The organism is Kosakonia sp. S42 (genome assembly GCF_016624785.1).
GTDB classification, from domain to species: domain Bacteria; phylum Pseudomonadota; class Gammaproteobacteria; order Enterobacterales; family Enterobacteriaceae; genus Kosakonia; species Kosakonia cowanii.
The window spans coordinates 60,840-78,622 of sequence record NZ_JACVTW010000001.1; the positions used below are offsets into that span (position 1 = coordinate 60,840).

The 17,783-nt window shown below is 57.1% G+C and carries 18 protein-coding genes; 14 read left to right on the plus strand and 4 right to left on the minus strand.

The features are described 5' to 3' along the window. Nucleotides 1–16 precede the first annotated feature (16 nt). Nucleotides 17–1,219, plus strand: coding sequence for a serine-type D-Ala-D-Ala carboxypeptidase (dacC, locus tag IAE50_RS00285; RefSeq protein ID WP_200579285.1), 1,203 nt, complete (start codon nt 17–19; stop codon nt 1,217–1,219). A gap of 28 nt (nt 1,220–1,247) precedes the next feature. On the opposite strand, the gene deoR is transcribed toward dacC, so the two are convergent. Both deoR and ybjG read right to left on the minus strand, forming a co-directional pair. Next, entirely contained in the window at nt 1,248–2,006 is a 759-nt protein-coding gene (gene deoR, locus IAE50_RS00290) for a DNA-binding transcriptional repressor DeoR (RefSeq protein ID WP_124968939.1), read from the minus strand. Nucleotides 2,007–2,070: 64 nt separating this feature from the next. Then, entirely contained in the window at nt 2,071–2,679 is a 609-nt protein-coding gene (gene ybjG, locus IAE50_RS00295; protein WP_200579286.1) for an undecaprenyl-diphosphate phosphatase, read from the minus strand. A gap of 252 nt (nt 2,680–2,931) precedes the next feature. On the opposite strand from ybjG, the gene IAE50_RS00300 reads away from it, so the two are divergent. Further along, nucleotides 2,932–4,164, plus strand: a complete 1,233-nt coding sequence (locus IAE50_RS00300) for an MFS transporter (RefSeq protein ID WP_042711731.1) — start codon at nt 2,932–2,934, stop codon at nt 4,162–4,164. A gap of 29 nt (nt 4,165–4,193) precedes the next feature. On the opposite strand, the gene IAE50_RS00305 is transcribed toward IAE50_RS00300, so the two are convergent. After that, entirely contained in the window at nt 4,194–5,396 is a 1,203-nt protein-coding gene (locus IAE50_RS00305; RefSeq protein WP_042711730.1) for an MFS transporter, read from the minus strand. Between the two features lie 170 nt (nt 5,397–5,566). Between IAE50_RS00305 and IAE50_RS00310 the strand changes: the two genes are divergently transcribed. After that, on the plus strand, nt 5,567–6,031 hold the full coding sequence (locus IAE50_RS00310) for a hypothetical protein (protein ID WP_200579287.1): 465 nt from the start codon (nt 5,567–5,569) through the stop codon (nt 6,029–6,031). A 197-nt stretch (nt 6,032–6,228) separates the two neighbouring features. After that, complete coding sequence (locus IAE50_RS00315) at nt 6,229–6,447, plus strand: hypothetical protein (RefSeq protein ID WP_200579288.1); 219 nt, start codon at nt 6,229–6,231, stop codon at nt 6,445–6,447. A 322-nt stretch (nt 6,448–6,769) separates the two neighbouring features. Here the strand turns inward: IAE50_RS00315 and IAE50_RS00320 are convergent, their stop codons facing one another. Continuing rightward, nucleotides 6,770–8,455, minus strand: coding sequence for an aspartate:alanine antiporter (locus tag IAE50_RS00320; RefSeq protein ID WP_023481407.1), 1,686 nt, complete (start codon nt 8,453–8,455; stop codon nt 6,770–6,772). A gap of 280 nt (nt 8,456–8,735) precedes the next feature. Here IAE50_RS00320 and IAE50_RS00325 point away from each other — a divergent pair, with 280 nt between their 5' ends. From IAE50_RS00325 to rlmC, 10 genes are all read left to right on the plus strand, one after another. Beyond that, on the plus strand, nt 8,736–9,107 hold the full coding sequence (locus IAE50_RS00325; protein WP_094420370.1) for an inner membrane protein YbjM: 372 nt from the start codon (nt 8,736–8,738) through the stop codon (nt 9,105–9,107). Between the two features lie 84 nt (nt 9,108–9,191). Then, nucleotides 9,192–9,914: an oxygen-insensitive NADPH nitroreductase gene (gene nfsA / locus IAE50_RS00330; protein ID WP_200579289.1), complete on the plus strand. Its 723-nt coding sequence runs from the start codon at nt 9,192–9,194 to the stop codon at nt 9,912–9,914. A 73-nt stretch (nt 9,915–9,987) separates the two neighbouring features. Then, nucleotides 9,988–10,890 (plus strand): 30S ribosomal protein S6--L-glutamate ligase, encoded by a 903-nt coding sequence (rimK, locus tag IAE50_RS00335; protein WP_200579290.1) that lies wholly within the window; start codon nt 9,988–9,990, stop codon nt 10,888–10,890. 85 nt (nt 10,891–10,975) lie between these two features. Next, nucleotides 10,976–11,458: a YbjN domain-containing protein gene (locus IAE50_RS00340; RefSeq protein WP_200579291.1), complete on the plus strand. Its 483-nt coding sequence runs from the start codon at nt 10,976–10,978 to the stop codon at nt 11,456–11,458. 349 nt (nt 11,459–11,807) lie between these two features. After that, nucleotides 11,808–12,920, plus strand: a complete 1,113-nt coding sequence (potF, locus tag IAE50_RS00345) for a spermidine/putrescine ABC transporter substrate-binding protein PotF (RefSeq protein WP_076769621.1) — start codon at nt 11,808–11,810, stop codon at nt 12,918–12,920. Nucleotides 12,921–13,059: 139 nt separating this feature from the next. Beyond that, nucleotides 13,060–14,193 (plus strand): putrescine ABC transporter ATP-binding subunit PotG, encoded by a 1,134-nt coding sequence (gene potG / locus IAE50_RS00350; RefSeq protein ID WP_023481693.1) that lies wholly within the window; start codon nt 13,060–13,062, stop codon nt 14,191–14,193. A 9-nt stretch (nt 14,194–14,202) separates the two neighbouring features. After that, entirely contained in the window at nt 14,203–15,156 is a 954-nt protein-coding gene (potH, locus tag IAE50_RS00355; protein WP_023481728.1) for a putrescine ABC transporter permease PotH, read from the plus strand. Further along, on the plus strand, nt 15,153–15,998 hold the full coding sequence (gene potI, locus IAE50_RS00360; RefSeq protein ID WP_042716478.1) for a putrescine ABC transporter permease PotI: 846 nt from the start codon (nt 15,153–15,155) through the stop codon (nt 15,996–15,998). Before potH ends, potI begins: the two co-directional genes overlap by 4 nt. Nucleotides 15,999–16,064: 66 nt before the next feature. Beyond that, nucleotides 16,065–16,541: a YbjO family protein gene (locus tag IAE50_RS00365; RefSeq protein WP_232045018.1), complete on the plus strand. Its 477-nt coding sequence runs from the start codon at nt 16,065–16,067 to the stop codon at nt 16,539–16,541. Between the two features lie 42 nt (nt 16,542–16,583). Beyond that, complete coding sequence (gene rlmC, locus IAE50_RS00370) at nt 16,584–17,711, plus strand: 23S rRNA (uracil(747)-C(5))-methyltransferase RlmC (protein ID WP_200579292.1); 1,128 nt, start codon at nt 16,584–16,586, stop codon at nt 17,709–17,711. The last annotated feature ends 72 nt before the right edge of the window (nt 17,712–17,783 follow it).

The window sequence follows — 17,783 nt, forward strand, 5'->3', positions numbered from 1 at the left end:
TACTCGGGTGGCTTATATGACGCAGTTCTCTCTATCCCTTCGCGGCCTGGCAGCAGGATCCGCGCTGTTGTTTCTCTTCTCCCCGTCGTTATATGCAGTGGAACAGACGCCTGCCGCGCCGCCGGTCGATGCCCGTGCGTGGATCCTGATGGATTACGCCAGCGGCAAAGTGCTGGCCGAGGGCAACGCCGATGAAAAACTCGACCCTGCCAGCCTGACCAAACTGATGACCAGCTATGTGGTCGGCCAGGCGCTGAAAGCGGGGAAAATTCACCTCACCGATACCGTCACCGTCGGCAAAGATGCCTGGGCGACCGGCAACCCAGCGCTGCGCGGATCGTCGCTGATGTTTCTGAAACCGGGCGACCAGGTATCAGTAGCAGACCTGAATAAAGGGGTCATTATTCAGTCCGGCAATGACGCCAGCATCGCCATTGCCGATTATGTTGCTGGCAGCCAGGACTCCTTCGTCAGCCTGATGAACAGCTATGCGCAAAAGCTCGGCCTGACCAATACCACGTTTAAAACCGTCCACGGGCTTGATGCGCCGGGGCAGTTCAGCACCGCGCGGGATATGGCGCTGCTCGGCAAAGCGCTGATCCACGACGTGCCGGATGAGTACGCGATCCATAAAGAGAAAGAGTTCACCTTCAATAAAATCCGCCAGCCCAATCGCAACCGGCTGCTGTGGAGCACCAGCATGAACGTGGACGGAATGAAAACCGGCACCACCGAGGGGGCGGGCTATAACCTCGTCGCCTCGGCAACGCAGGGCGACATGCGCCTGATCTCCGTGGTGCTGGGAGCGAAAACCGACCGCATCCGCTTTAACGAGTCAGAGAAATTGCTTACCTGGGGTTTCCGCTTTTTCGAAACGGTAACACCGGTGAAACCTGACGCCACCTTTGTCAGCCAGCGCGTCTGGTTTGGCGACAGCAGCGAAGCGAAGCTTGGCGCGGGCGAAGCAGGCTCAATCACCATCCCCAAAGGGCAGTTTAAAAACCTGAAAGCGAGCTTCACCCTCAACCAGCCGGAGCTTGAAGCGCCGCTGAAGAAGGGCCAGGTGGTGGGCACCATCAACTTCCAGCTCAATGACAAAACCATTGAGCAGCGCCCGCTGGTGGTGATGGAAGCGGTGAATGAAGCGGGCTTCGTTGGCCGGATGTGGGATTTTGTCCTGCTGAAGTTCCACCAGTGGTTTGGTAGCTGGTTCTCGTAGCCGTGGTGACCGTGCCCGGCGGGCGCGGTCAGTAGAGAAGGGTGATCTGCTCTTTTTTCGCCGCGCTGACCAGGCCATCATCCGGCCGGCGGTCGCTGACAATCACATCGAAACGGTTTAACGCGCCCATGCAGGCCGGGCGCACTTTGCCAAATTTACTGTGATCGACCACCAGCACATGACGCTGCGCGCTGTTCATCGCCCAGTGTTTTACCGGCAGCTCTTCAAGGTTAAAGCAGGTCGCGCCCTGTTCCGTGTGCACGCCCGCCGCCGAGTAGAAAGCGATGTCCGGGCGCAGGTTGCTCAGGGTTTCATTGAAGTTCAGCGGCTTGAAAATGGCGTTGCTGGCGTGAAATTCGCCACCGCTGAGAATGGCGCGGCACAACGGTTTCTCCTGCAGCGCCAGAAAGGTGTTCAGCGAGTAGCAGACGGCGGTGAAGGGCAGATCTTGAGGCAGCGCGTCGATGATCCACGGCGTGGTGGTGCCGCAGTCAAAAAAAGCCATCTGGTGCGGTTGCAGCAGGGCAGCGGCGAGTTTTGCCGCACGGCGCTTCTCCTCGACGAGGCGGTTTTTCTGATCGCTTAACAGATAGTGGCTGGCGGAGCGCGGTTCGAGCACTATATAGCCGCCGAGCAGCACCACCGGAGCGCTGTTGGCACTGAGATCGCGACGAATGGTCATTTCAGAAACGCCCAGTAGGCTGGCTGCCTCTTTCAGATGCAGCTTATCGCTGCGCTTGAGCGCTGCCAGCAGCTGGTTGATCCGCTCGTCACGTCTTGTTTCCATAATTCACCCGAATAAAAGAAAGCCCCGCATAAGCGGGGCCTTTATCTTACCTGCGCCCTGGCGCTTAGTCACGCACCCAGCCGCGACGGATCGGCAAGGCAAAACAGAGGCGATAGATCTGCTGCGCGGCGTGATAAATCTTCTCGCCGAAGGCCTGCCACAGAATTTGTGCGCTCAGGCAGCCGCAGATGCCGACCAGCAAGCCGCCGAGCATATCCAGCGGCCAGTGGACGCCAAGATAAACTCGTGACCAGGCAATGGCGAACGCCGTCACCATCAGGCCTGCGCCGGACCAGAAACGGTGCCAGGCAAGAAACGCGACGGCAAAGGTGAAGATCACCGTACCGTGATCGCTCGGGAAGGAGTCATCCGCCGCGTGTGGCAGGAAGTTATAACCAACATGATCGACAAAAGGCCTGTCGTGGGGAAAGGTATGGCCTAAAATCCATGAGAGCGAGAGGCTGACCACGATCGCCAGCGCCACTTTGATCACCAGCTGACGCTGGGCGCTGACCTGGCTGCGCGGCCCCCATAGCCAGAGACCAACCGCCAGCAGCGGCACGATATTGATCAGATCTTTGGCAATAAAGTGGGCGGCGGTCAGGAGCCAGGCGGGCGAGTCGGGCGTGGCGTTAATCCAGTAGAACAGGGTGTGATTCAGGCTCTCTAACATAGACAGATTACTCTTTGATGACAGTCCGGATTGATCAAAGCGCTCACCATAAAAGCGGTGCGGCACAGGGTAAAGGGGTTTTGTCTTACTCCGCAGAGAGTTAGACGATTCCTGGTCTCAGAGTACGCCCTGTCACTTAAGCAAACCTTAAACGAGTGAATAAGTGCTTTATCTGTTTTTACGGGAGAATTCACTACCGTCGCGCGGTGGCTTTGATTACACTCTGCGCGATTTTTCAAAGGAAGAGATTGCATGCAAAACCATACCCTTTCCGGCCAACGTCTGGGACGACGGGCGCTGTTATTCCCCCTCTGTCTGGTGCTTTACGAATTCTCCACCTATATCGGCAACGATATGATTCAGCCCGGTATGTTGACGGTGGTCGAGCAATATAACGCGGGCATTGAGTGGGTTCCGACCTCGATGACCGCCTATCTGGCGGGCGGCATGTTCTTACAGTGGCTGTTAGGGCCGCTCTCCGATCGCATTGGTCGTCGCCCGGTGATGCTTACCGGCGTGGTGTGGTTTATTGTCACCTGCCTTGCGACACTGCTGGCGCAGAACATTGAGCAGTTCACGCTGCTGCGTTTTTTACAGGGCATCAGCCTCTGCTTTATTGGCGCTGTGGGGTACGCAGCGATTCAGGAGTCGTTTGAGGAGGCGGTCTGTATCAAGATCACCGCCCTGATGGCCAACGTCGCGCTGATCGCCCCCTTGCTTGGCCCGCTGGTGGGCGCCGCCTGGGTGCATGCCGCGCCGTGGGAGGGGATGTTTGTCCTCTTTGCGCTGCTGGCGGCCTTCTCCTTCTTCGGGCTTCAGCGGGCGATGCCGGAGACCGCCACCCGGCTCGGCGAGAAGCTGTCGTTTAAATCCCTGTGGCGCGATTACGCCGAGGTGCTGAAGAACGTGCGCTTTGTTGCTGGCGCGCTGGCTACCGGCTTTGTCAGCCTGCCGCTGCTGGCGTGGATTGCCCAGTCGCCGATTATTATCATCAGCGGCGAGCAGCTCAGCAGCTATGAGTACGGCCTGTTGCAGGTGCCGATTTTCGGCGCGCTGATTGTTGGCAACCTGGTGCTGGCGCGGCTGACTTCGCGGCGCACCGTGCGCTCGCTGATCATCCTTGGCGGCTGGCCGATTGTGGCCGGTCTGCTGCTGGCGGCGGTTGCCACGTTTGCCTCTTCCCACGCCTATTTGTGGATGACGGCCGGGTTAAGCGTTTACGCCTTCGGCATTGGCATTGCCAACGCCGGGCTGGTGCGCCTGACGCTGTTTGCCAGCGAGATGAGCAAGGGCACGGTATCGGCGGCGATGGGCATGTTGCAGATGTTTATCTTCACCGTCGGTATTGAGGTGAGTAAACATGCCTGGCTGATCGGCGGCAACGGGCTGTTCAGCCTGTTCAACCTGCTGAACGGTATTATCTGGCTGGGGCTGATGGTGGTGTTTCTGCGCGATAAGCGCATGGGGAATTCGCTGGAGGGATAGGGCGGCAGCCCGCAGGCGCCGCCCGATAGTTAGCCGGGTTCCGCCTGGGCTTGCGGTTCCGGTTTGGCCACCGCGCGCGCCACCAGCGCGGCAATCAGCACCAGACCAAGCACCACCAGCATCGCGCTGCGCAATCCGTAGTGCTCGCCGAGGAAGCCGAGCAGCGGCGGGCCAACAAGGAAGGCGAGATAGCCGGTTGTTGCCACCACGCTGACGCGCGTCGCGGCATCCGGCCCGGTATCGCTGGCCGCCGAGATGGTCAGCGGGAAGCCGAGCGATGCGCCTAATCCCCATAAAATGACCGAGAAGCCCGCCACCCAGGCGCTGTCGACAAAAATAATCAGGCCGATGCCCAGCGCGCCCATTATCGCGCTGGCACGCACCACGGCGACGCGGCTGTAGCGGTCAATAAACCAGCCGCCGCAGAAGCGCCCGGTGGTCATGCCCAGCGTAAAACCGGTGTAGATCAGCGAGCCGGAAGTAGGGCTGAAGCCGTGACCATCCACCATCAGCAGCGGCAGCCAGTCGTTAGCCGAGCCTTCAGCGAACGCCATCGCCAGCACCACCACGCCAATTAACAGCAACTGCGTATCGCGCCAGAAGGGCATCCCTTTTTGACGGTTCGCGTGCTCTTCGGCGCTGTTTTGCCCGGTCCCCTCCGGCACGGCGGAGATCGCCAGAATAATCGGCACAATCGCCACCAGCGCCGCCAGCAGAATGTGCAGGTCCGCGCTGATGCCAAGGGCAGTTAACGACATCCCGACGCCTGCGCCAACCAGCGTGCCGAGGCTGTAAAAGCCGTGCATCATCGGCAGCACGGTTTTGTTCATCTCCTGCTCAACCACCGCGCCTTCGATATTCATCGCCACTTCGCCCGCGCCCAGGCTGCCGCCAAAGCAGGCCAGACCGACGGCAAAGAGCAGCGGCGAGGCAAACCACAGGGCAATGCTTAAAATCACCATCCCGAGCACTGAGAAGGACATGCTGGCGCGGATCACTTTGCGCGCCCCGAAGCGCTTCACCAGCCATGCCGATGAGAGAATGCCGCTCATCGACCCGACCGACAGACCAAACAGCACCGCGCCCATTTCAGCCGTCGAGACCGAGAGCACATCGCGGATCGCTGGCGTGCGTGATGCCCATGAGGCCATTAATAATCCGGGGAGAAAGAAGAAGGTGAACAGCGCCCATAAGCGATGGCGCAGGGCTTTTCGGGAGGCGTTTTCAGTCATAGATTCACATCAAAAAAAGTAAGGTGAAGTAACACTAGCATTTTTTGCGAGCTTCAGGATTTGTTATGCCAGAAGAAAAGGGCAGATGAGAAAGTTTTTCACTCTCTGCGCTATTGGTGGCAGGATGTTCGCTTTTATAACATGAGCAACGTGATGCAGGCAGGGAAGGGATGATTATCAACACAATAATGTGGTTAGCGTCGACGGCGGCGCTTTTTGCGTGGGTATTCAAGGTCACCCTCAAAAACACCTTTAAAACTAATGCGAAATACTTCGGGATATTCATAGTGGTGCATCTGGCGCTGAATATCGGCGCGATGGCGTTGAGCAAACATGGGGTTGTGCTGGTAAAACACCACTCCAGCGCGATGACGGTCGCAGCCATGACGATCCTGCTGAAAAGCTATATGGTGCTGATGGCGATTATGGCCCTGAGCTTTTTTATCGCACTCGCGGGCAAAGGCGCAGAGAAAATGACGCAGTTTCACACCACCCATAATGCAGCCAACCTGCACCGTAACCCGCTGAAGTTTTACCTGCGCAACCAGTCAGGGATTGTTAACGTCTATCGATGGTTCTTCCTGATAGGTGGGGTTTATATGCTGTGGGCGATGTGGTTTAGGATGAGTTTTTGAAAAGCGCGGCTATGGTAAATATCCGGCGAGGCTGAATTTTAAAAATGCGGAGTCATCTTAAAACCAGGTTGCTGAAGTCGCCGTCCTAAAAACCTCTCCTGTGAATCTGTATATGTTTTATTTTCTTGCCGAAAAAGAACTGGAGCCTAACCAGATTTATATTCGCCGCTGCCTGATCCAGTGCAAAGGAATGGAGAATGAAGTTTGCACAATCTTCTCCCGCTAAGTTTTGTAAATTCATCGGGCTTCAGTCTGCCAGCCTTGTTGAAGGCGTATCGACCGGCGTTTGCTCTTTTGCTTCTTTCGGTAGCCTGTTTATTTTGGATGGCTGGCTTAAATTGGCGGGATTTGTGGGGTTTTTTATCCTGGCCTATTTGATCGCGTGGTTAATGGACTTTCTGAAAGGCGAAGTATAAAGGCATTAAGACACCGGCACGATATACAGACTACGGAAGACTCGTTCAATGGTGGCCACTTTTCATTGTTTTAAAATCAATGAAGAGCGAAACCCGAGAGTTTACGCTGTTGCCGTTATAGCCTCATCAGTTGGTTTACGTGTGTTTAATTTCTTGTTTTTAATTTTTTTAGGCAACAAAAAACCCATCAACCTTGAACCTAAGCGGCGGGGTTGATGGGCTCCACAATCGGGGGACATCAAAGAAAAGCAGTGGCACTAGTTATGACTGACACCCCACAAAAAAGTTCTGCGTATAAGCGAAATATTTCTTAGCTTCGGAGTTATCCGAGCCCTGGCCAGATAATAATGATCAATGTCCCGGCGAGGGTAAGCAGCACGTTGGCGATGGCGTAGGTGCCAGCATAGCCCAGCGCGGGGATGTTGCTGCGCGCGGTATCACTGATGATCTCCATTGCCGGTGCGCAGGTGCGCGCACCCATCATTGCGCCGAAAAGCAGGGCGCGGTTCATTTTCAGCACGTAGGCACCAAACAGGAAACAGATCAACACCGGCACGAGGCTGACAAGCAATCCGGCGATCAGCATCTGTCCGCCGACAACGCCGAGGCCGTTGCCGATGCCGCTCCCGGCGCTTAAACCGACCCCGGCCATAAACACCATCAGGCCGAACTCTTTCACCATCATTAGCGCGCCCTGCGGAATGTAACCAAACGTCGGGTGGTTCGCGCGCAGGAAGCCGAGCATGATACCGGCGAAGAGCAGACCGGCGGCATTACCGACGCCAAAGCTGAAGGAGCTGAACTGGAAGGTGATCATGCCGATCATCAGGCCGACAATAAAGAAGGCGCAGAAGGCGAGCAGGTCGGTCACCTGGCTGTGAATGGAGATAAAGCCGATGCGGTCAGCGATGGTTTTCACGCGCCGCGCATCGCCGCTCACCTGCAATACGTCCCCTTTGTTGAGCACGATATTGTCGTCGATAGGCATTTCAATCTGGCTGCGGATCACGCGGTTAAGGAAGCAGCCGTGATCGGTCAGCTTCAGCTGCGCCAGGCGGCGGCCGACCACATTGTGGTTTTTCACCACCACCTCTTCGGTGACGATGCGCATATCCAGCAGGTCGCGGTCGAACACCTCTTTCCCGTTACGGAAGCTTGGGTCGAGGCGCGCATGGGCGTCCGGGTAGCCGACCAGCGAGATCTCATCGCCCATCTGCAACACCGCGTCCCCGTCCGGGTTAGCGAGAATACCGTTGCGGCGAATACGCTCGATATAGCAGCCGGTCTGGCGGTAGATCCCCAGCTCGCGCAGATTTTTGCCATCCGCCCAGGCCACCAGCTCCGGCCCGACGCGATAGGCGCGGATCACCGGCAGGTAGACTTTGCGGTGAGCATCGGTATCCAGACCGCGCTCGCGGGCGATCTGCTGGGCGCTGGTCTGCAAATCCTGATGCTGTAACTTTGGTAAGTAGCGGGCGCCAAAGATCAGGCTCACCAGACCAATCAGATACGTTAAGGCGTAGCCGAGGCTGAGATTGTCCAGCGCGCTGGCAAGCTGGCTGCTCTCCATGCCCGAGTGGCGCAGCGTATCGCCCGCGCCAACCAGAACCGGCGTCGAGGTCATCGAACCGGCGAGCATCCCGGCGGTTAAGCCGATATCCCAGCCGAAGAGTTTGCCGAGACCGAGCGCAATCAACAGCGCGCTACCGACTAATACCAGCGCCAGCATCAGGTAATTCTTACCGTCGCGGAAAAAAATTGAGAAAAAGTTAGGTCCGGCTTCGACACCAACGCAGAAAATAAACAGCATAAAGCCGAGGTTCAGGGCATCGGTGTTAATGCTGAAATGTTGCTGGCCTAATAATAAAGAAACGACTAAAACGCCAATAGAATTACCCAGTTGGATAGATCCCAGTCGTAATTTTCCAAGGCAAAGCCCAAGCGCCAGAACCACAAACAATAACAGTATGTAATTCCCATTTAACAAATCTGCGACGTTTATATTCACGGAGTCTAACTTCTTGTTTACTTGTAAGCTGTTGATAGAAATGGTGATTTGAGCTAGTGTTTTGCCTATGCGCTGGCGGATAAATTAAAGCCGTGCAACACCAGACACCCCGCACAAAACATAAACTGGCCGTTAGTTTAATCTCATTGCATAACAACGGCTAGTGACAATCGTCTGTTTGCACGGGTGCCATTCAGGCAATAATTGCCGCAACGCTTTATCCGTCCGACATTCTTTAAAACGGTGTAAACGTCGATAGAGAAAAAGTCAGGAGGCGTGTTTGAAGAACAGGCGTAGTTGGTTCGGCGTTATCTGCTGTGGTCTCCTTTTTATCGCAATTTGTCTCTCTCTGGTGATGAATATGCAGGGCAAACTGCCCGCGCCTGGCGATCCGGCGACCGGTTTGCTGCTCTTTACCCTGCCAGGCATCCTGGGCGGTCTGGTCTCCCGTCGCCGCCGCGCCATCGTGCCGCTGGTGGGCGCGCTGCTCGCCGCACCCCTTTGTTATATTTTGATTCATATTTTATTCACCCCGGTACGCACCTTCTGGCAGGAGGTGGCCTGGCTCTTCAGTGCCATGTTCTGGTGCGCTCTCGGCGGCCTTGGCTGCGACTTCGTTTACCGGATTGCGCGCGCGCGGCGGCGCGTCTGACAGGTTGTTCGCAACTTCCGCTTACAACGAGCGCAGCGGCTTAGCCTATACTGAACGACTTGTTTAACTGGGGGATTATTCAACATGACACCTACTATTGAATTGCTGTGCGCCCATCGTTCCATTCGCCACTTTACCGATGAGCCTATTACGGACGCACAGCGCGAGGCGATTATCGCCAGCGCTCAGGCGGCATCGACCTCCAGCTTTTTGCAGTGCAGCTCCATTATCCGCATCACCGATCCGGCTATGCGCGAGCAGCTGGTAACGTTAGCAGGCGGACAACCGCATATCGCACAGGCGGCCGAATTCTGGATCTTCTGCGCCGATTTCCACCGCAACTTTGAGATCTGCCCGGAAGCAAAACCGGGTCTCGCGGAGCAACTGCTGCTCGGCGTGGTCGATACGGCAATCATGGGGCAAAACGCCTTTACCGCTGCGGAGTCGCTGGGGCTGGGCGGCGTCTACATCGGCGGCATCCGTAACAATATCGAAGCGGTCGGCGAACTGCTGCGTATTCCGAAGCAGGTGCTACCGCTGTTTGGTCTCTGCCTCGGCTGGCCTGCCGATAACCCGGATATCAAACCGCGTATGCCAGCTGCCATGCTGGTGCATGAAAACCACTACCAGCCGCTCGATGAAAAGAAACTGGCGGAGTATGACGCGGAGCTGGAGCACTACTATATGACGCGCGACAGCAATAAGCGCCGCGATAACTGGAGCGATCATATCCGTCGCACCATCATTAAAGAGAGCCGTCCGTTTATTCTCGACTATTTGCATAAACAGGGCTGGGCAACGCGCTAATACCCGTTCATCCTGCCCCGTGCTGCGTGTATCATACGCAGGCTTTTAACTGGTCTTCTGCGCGAGGTGCAGGGTGAAAATAGCCGTATTATCCCGGGATGGAACGCTTTACTCCTGTAAACGCCTGCGTGAAGCCGCTGTGCAGCGCGGGCACCAGATTGAGATCCTCGATCCGCTCTCCTGTTATATGAACATCACCCCGGCTGCCTCCTCGATTCACTACAAAGGCCGCCAGCTTCCCCATTATGATGCGGTGATCCCGCGCATCGGCTCGGCCATCACCTTTTATGGCACCGCCGCGCTGCGCCAGTTTGAGATCCTCGGCAGCTATCCGCTCAACGAATCGGTCGCCATCACCCGCGCCCGCGACAAGTTGCGCTCCCTGCAACTACTGGCGCGCCAGGGGATCGATCTGCCGGTTACCGGCATTGCGCATTCGCCCGATGACACCAGCGATCTGATCGATATGGTCGGCGGCGCGCCGCTGGTGGTGAAACTGGTGGAAGGGACGCAGGGGATCGGCGTGGTGCTGGCAGAGACACGCCAGGCGGCAGAGAGCGTGATTGACGCCTTTCGCGGCCTCAACGCCCATATTCTGGTGCAGGAGTTTATTGCGGAAGCGAAAGGATGCGACATCCGCTGCCTGGTGATCGGCAACGAAGTGGTGGCAGCGATTGAGCGGCGGGCGAAAGCGGGGGATTTCCGCTCCAATTTGCACCGCGGCGGGCAGGCGACCGTGGTCGAGATCACGCAGCGCGAGCGGGAGATCGCGCTGGCAGCGGCGCACACGCTCGGGCTGGATGTCGCCGGGGTCGATATTTTGCGCGCCAACCGCGGCCCGCTGGTAATGGAAGTCAACGCCTCGCCGGGGCTTGAAGGGATCGAAAAAGCCACCGGGCTGGATATTGCCGGGCGAATGATCCACTGGATCGAGCGCCAGGCGATGCCGGGATTCTGCCTGAAAACCGGCGGCTAAGAGGATTTTCCTGCCTGAGCATGGTGCGCCCACGGCTTTTTGCGTAAGCTATGGGCAATTTTTTTCCCAACAGAGCACGTTTTCTATGGATTCACTGGTCGTCCCCGGTCTGGACACGCTTCGTCAATGGCTTGATCAACTCAGCATTAACTTCTTTGAGTGCGACACCTGCCAGGCGCTGCACCTGCCACATATGCAGAATTTTGACGGCGTGTTCGATGCAAAAGTTGACCTGGTCAATGATGTTCTGCTCTTTACCGCCATGGCGGAAGTGAAACCCTCTGCGCTGCTGGCGCTGGCGGCAGATCTTTCGGCGATCAACGCCAGCTCGCTGACGGTCAAAGCGTTCCTCGATATGCAGGATGATAATCTGCCGAAGCTGGTGGTGTGTCAGACGCTCAGCATTGGCCCCGGCATCGCCTTTGAGCAGTTCGCGTGGTTTATGCGCCAGAGCGAAGAGCAGGTCTCGATGGTGATTATGGAAGCCAATGCGCACCAGCTGCTTTTCACGCCGGGCGAGGAAGATTCGCTTTCCGGCGACGAAGAGCCGAACAATTTTCTCCACTGATTCCCGCATCAATTAGCGCAGCCACTACCACAGCGGTTGCGCTGCCACATTTTTTATTCTGCTTTTAACCTTTCTTTAAAGAATGATTCACCATCATTCCTCCGCTTCTGGCTTATCCCATAGAGACTTATTGCATAAAAAATTGATAAAAGGCGGTTTTTTATCTGCCCTATAGCCTCAAACCCTGGCTACAGTTATTCTTGCGCTGCTTTAAAAAGCGTGCGGCGTCTGCCGGAGCGATTTTACGCTTCGGCGCAGAGCAGAGTGACAAACTATGCATGAATCTTGCATATCCCAGAAAGCGTAGATTTAGTTCGTAGCTTAACGAGCTTTCCAGAAGGAATGAGATATGAGTGCCTCAAGAAAAAAATGGGTATCGGGTGTTGTTGCGGGTGCGTTAATGGCTCTCTCTGCCGGCACGCTCGCCGCCGGGCAAAAGACGCTGCATGTGTACAACTGGTCTGACTATATTGCGCCGGACACCGTCGCAAATTTTGAGAAAGAGACCGGCATTAAAGTGGTTTACGACGTGTTCGACTCCAACGAAGTGCTGGAAGGCAAATTAATGGCCGGCAGCACCGGGTTTGATCTCGTCGTGCCGTCCGCCAGTTTCCTTGAGCGCCAGCTTTCGGCGGGCGTCTTCCAGCCGCTCGATAAGAGCAAGCTGCCGAACTGGAAAAACCTCGATCCGGAAGTGTTGAAGATGGTCGCGAAGCACGACCCGGATAACAAATACGCTTTCCCTTACCTGTGGGCGACCACCGGTATTGGCTACAACGTCGATAAAGTCAAAGCGGTGCTCGGCAAAGATGTGCCGATCGATAGCTGGGATGTGGTGCTGAAGCCGGAAAACCTTGAGAAGCTGAAGAGCTGCGGCGTCTCCTTCCTTGATGCGCCGGAAGAGATTTTCGCCACCGTGCTGAACTACCTCGGCAAAGATCCCAACAGCACCAAAGCGGATGATTACACCGGCCCGGCGACGGATCTGCTGCTGAAGCTGCGTCCGAACATCCGTTACTTCCACTCTTCGCAATATATTAACGATCTCGCGAACGGCGACATCTGCGTAGCCATCGGCTGGGCGGGCGATGTCTGGCAGGCGGCTAACCGTGCGAAAGAGGCGAAGAACGGCGTTAACATCAACTACATCATTCCGAAGGAAGGGGCGCTGGCCTTCTTTGACGTCTTCGCCATGCCGAAAGATGCCAAAAACACCGATGAAGCCTACCAGTTCCTCAACTACCTGATGCGTCCGGACGTGATGGCCCACATCAGCGACCACGTCTACTACGCGAACGGTAACAAAGCCTCTGTGCCGCTGATCAGCGAAGAGGTGCGTAACAACCCGGCAATCTTCCCACCGCCGGATGTCTTCGCCAAGCTCTTCACGCTGAAAGTGCAGGAGCCGAAAATCGACCGCGTACGTACCCGCGCCTGGACGAAAGTCAAAAGCGGCAAATAAATCAATCACCTGACTGGTGAAAGCGCTGCACCGCGCCGGTGCAGCCGCCCCAAAACGGGACAGCGGGCGCACCTGCTGTCCCGTCATCTGTATGACAACCTGTTGAAGCAGGGTGATGCTTATGCCGGAGAGCACCGTAGTGAATGACGCTATTCCCCGCCCGCAGGCGAAGAGCCGCAAGGTTCTGACGCCGCTGCTGGAGATCCGTAACCTGACCAAATCCTTCGACGGCCAGCACGCCGTGGATGATGTCAGCCTGACTATCTATAAAGGCGAAATCTTTGCCCTGCTCGGCGCATCGGGCTGTGGTAAATCGACGCTGCTGCGCATGCTGGCAGGCTTCGAGCAGCCGACCCACGGGCAGATTATGCTCGACGGCGTCGACCTGGCCCACGTGCCGCCCTACCTGCGCCCGATCAATATGATGTTCCAGTCCTACGCGCTCTTCCCGCACATGACCGTTGAGCAGAATATCGCCTTTGGCCTCAAGCAGGACAAGCTGCCGAAAGCGGAGATCGCCAGCCGCGTCGCCGAAATGCTGCACCTGGTGCACATGAGCGAGTTTGCCAAACGTAAGCCGCACCAGCTCTCTGGCGGCCAGCGTCAGCGCGTGGCGCTGGCGCGCAGCCTCGCTAAGCGGCCAAAACTGCTGCTGCTTGATGAACCGATGGGCGCGCTGGATAAAAAGCTACGCGACCGCATGCAGCTGGAAGTGGTCGATATTCTTGAGCGCGTCGGCGTCACCTGCGTGATGGTGACCCACGATCAGGAAGAGGCAATGACCATGGCCGGGCGTATCGCCATCATGAATCGCGGCAAGTTTGTGCAGATTGGCGAGCCGGAAGAGATTTACGAGCATCCGACTACCCGCTACAGCGCCGAGTTTATCGGCTCGGTCAATGTCTTCGAAGGGTTGCTGAAGGATCGTCAGGAAGATGGTCTGGTAATTGAGTCGCCGGGGCTGGTGCATCCGCTGAAAGTCGACCCTGATGCCTCGGTGGTGGATAACGTGCCGGTCTATGTGGCGCTGCGCCCGGAGAAGATCATGCTGTGCGACGATCCGCCGGCCGATGGCTACAACTTTGCCGTCGGCGAAGTGGTGCATATCGCCTACCTTGGCGATCTCTCTATTTATCATGTGCGGTTGCAGAGTGGGCAGATGATCAGTGCCCAGTTGCAAAACGCGCATCGCTACCGCAAAGGCGCGCCAACATGGGGCGATGAAGTGCGTCTCTGCTGGGATGCCGACAGTTGTGTGGTTCTGACGGTTTAAGGAGCGGCGATGAGTACACTCGAGCCACCGGCCCGCGTAACAAAACCGGGCGGTGTAAAGCTGTGGCTGGCGCGCCTGCAAATGCGCCACGGGCGCAAGCTGGTGATTGCGCTGCCCTATATCTGGCTGACGCTGCTGTTTCTGCTGCCGTTTTTGATCGTCTTCAAAATCAGCCTCGCGGAGATGGCACGTCAAATCCCACCCTATACCGATCTGCTGGAGTGGGCCGACGGGCAACTGACGATTACGCTTAATCTCGGCAATTTCCTGCAACTGACCGACGATCCGCTCTATATCGAAGCCTATTTGCAGTCGTTGCAGGTGGCGGGCATCTCGACCATCTGCTGCTTGCTTCTCGGCTATCCGCTGGCGTGGGCGGTGGCGCACAGTAAGCCGTCGACGCGCAATATTCTGCTGCTGCTGGTGATTCTGCCGTCGTGGACCTCGTTTCTGATCCGCGTTTACGCCTGGATGGGGATCCTGAAAAACAACGGCGTGCTGAATAACTTTCTGCTCTGGCTGGGGGTTATCGATCAGCCGCTGACTATTCTGCATACCAATCTCGCGGTCTATATCGGCATTGTCTATGCCTATCTGCCCTTTATGGTGCTGCCGATCTACACCGCGCTGACGCGTATTGACTACTCGCTGGTGGAAGCCTCCCTCGATCTTGGCGCGCGTCCGCTGAAAACCTTCTTCAGCGTGATTGTGCCGCTGACCAAAGGGGGAATTATCGCCGGTTCGATGCTGGTGTTTATTCCGGCGGTCGGTGAGTTCGTGATCCCGGAGCTGCTCGGCGGGCCGGACAGCATTATGATTGGCCGCGTGCTGTGGCAGGAGTTCTTTAATAACCGCGACTGGCCGGTGGCCTCGGCGGTGGCGGTGATCATGCTGCTGCTGTTGATTGTGCCGATCATGTGGTTCCACAAGCATCAGCAGAAACAGACGGGGGAGAAGGCATGAGCAATTTACCGGTAGTGCGCTCGCCCTGGCGCATCCTGATCCTGGTGATAGGTTTCACCTTCCTTTATGCCCCCATGTTGATGCTGGTGGTCTACTCTTTTAACAGCTCAAAACTGGTGACGGTGTGGGCAGGGTGGTCAACGCGCTGGTATAGCGAGTTGTTCCACGATGATGCGATGATGAGCGCGGTAGGCTTAAGCCTGACGATTGCCGCCTGCGCGGCGACGATGGCGGTGATTTTAGGCACGATTGCGGCAGTAGTGATGGTGCGCTTTGGGCGCTTTCGCGGCGCGAACGGCTTCGCCTTTATGATCACCGCGCCGCTGGTAATGCCGGATGTGATCACCGGCCTGTCGCTGCTGCTGCTGTTTGTCGCGCTGGCGCACGCCATCGGCTGGCCAGCGGATCGCGGCATGCTCACCATCTGGCTGGCGCACGTGACTTTCTGTACCGCTTATGTGGCAGTAGTGATCTCCTCGCGGCTGCGCGAGCTGGATCGCTCGATTGAAGAGGCGGCAATGGATCTTGGCGCTACGCCGCTGAAGGTCTTCTTTGTGATTACGCTGCCGATGATTATGCCAGCGATTGTCTCCGGTTGGCTGCTGGCCTTTACCCTGTCACTGGATGACTTGGTGATCGCCAGTTTTGTCTCCGGTCCTGGTGCCACTACGCTGCCAATGCTGGTCTTCTCCAGCGTGCGGATGGGAGTCAACCCGGAGATCAACGCGCTGGCATCGATTATTCTCGGCGTGGTGGGAATTGTCGGTCTTATCGCCTGGTTCCTGATGGCGAGAACGGAAAAACAGCGCCAGCGTGATATCCAGCGTGCAAGACAGGGCTGAACTCATTAGAATCTGGAAATTGTGTCGTTGATGCCGCGCTTGCGCGGCATTTTTCACAGGGAAATCATGGGATTGGGGTTCTTCAACAAAACCACGCACCACGCGACGCCAAATATACCGGCGTTGGTTCAGGTGGCGGCTATCGCCATCATTACCATTCGCTGTGTCGACGTGCTGATGATCATGAACCTGCTCGGCTGGCGCGGGCTGCTCGACTTCGTGCACCGCAGCGCCCAGACCTGGAGCCTGACGCTGATCTTCCTTGGCAGCCTGATGCTGGTCTTTGTCGAGATCCTCTGCGCCTTCTCGGTGATAAAGGGGCGGCGCTGGGCGCGCTGGCTCTATCTGGTAACGCAACTCACCTCGACCGCCTACCTCTGGGCCGCGTCACTGGGCTATGGCTACCCGGAACTCTTCAGCATCGCCGGCAGTTCGCGCCGTGAGATCTTCCACTCCCTGATAATGCAAAAGCTCCCCGATCTGCTGGTGCTGTTCCTGCTCTTTGTACCGACGCCGAGCCGACGCTTTTTCCGCCTGCAATAACGGTGGTACAATCCTGCCCCCGCAAATTGAAAGGCTTTATCTATGCAGTGCGCTCTCTTCGACGCCGGTCGCTGCCGCTCCTGTGAGTGGATCGACCAGCCGCTCCCGTTGCAACTCTCCGCCAAGATGGATCATCTACGCGCATTGCTCGCCCCCTTTGCGGTGGAGTCATGGTGCGAGCCGCTGAGCGGCCCGGAGCAGGGCTTTCGTAATAAAGCCAAAATGGTGGTCAGCGGCAGCGTTGAAAAACCGCTGCTCGGCATGCTGCACCGCGACGGGACGCCGGAAGACCTCACCGCGTGCCCGCTCTACCCGGAGACCTTCGCCCCGGTATTTGCCGCTCTGAAACCCTTTATCGCCCGCGCCGGGTTAACGCCCTATAACGTGGCGCGCAAACGTGGTGAACTGAAATACCTCTTATTGACCGAGAGCCAGCTCGACGGCGGCATGATGCTGCGTTTTGTACTGCGCTCAGAGGCGAAAATTGAGCAGCTGCGCGCCGCGCTGCCAGCGTTACAGGCGCAGCTGCCGCAGCTAAAGGTGATCTCGGTAAATATTCAGCCGGTGCATATGGCGATCATGGAAGGGGAGAGGGAGATCTTTCTTACCGACCAGCAGGCGCTGGCGGAGAACTTCAACGGCGTGCCGCTCGCTATTCGCCCGCAGAGCTTTTTCCAGACCAACCCAGCGGTCGCCAGCCAGCTCTACGCCACGGCGCGGGACTGGGTGCGCCAGGTTCCGGTTAACCATATGTGGGATCTCTTCTGCGGTGTTGGCGGCTTTGGCCTGCACTGTGCCACGCCGGAGATGAAGCTGACCGGAATTGAGATCGCGCCGGAAGCGATCGCCTGTGCGACGCAATCCGCCGAGGCGCTGGGTCTGCACAATCTCCACTTCCAGGCGCTCGATTCAACCCGTTTCGCCACCGCGCAGGAGTCGGTGCCGGATCTGGTGCTGGTCAACCCGCCGCGCCGCGGCATTGGCGCAGAGCTGTGTGACTACCTGAGCCGCATGGCGCCGCCGTGGATCATCTACTCCAGCTGTAATGCGCAGACGATGGCGAAGGATTTCGCCGCGCTGGCGGATTACCGCGTTGCGCGCGTGCAACTGTTTGATATGTTTCCCCATACTGCCCATTACGAAGTGCTTACCCTGCTTATCAGGCGTTAATTCTCCCGCTTAAACGCCATTTGGCGCGACGAAATACTGACTTTTTTGCCCCACAGGCGCGTTTTTTGTACC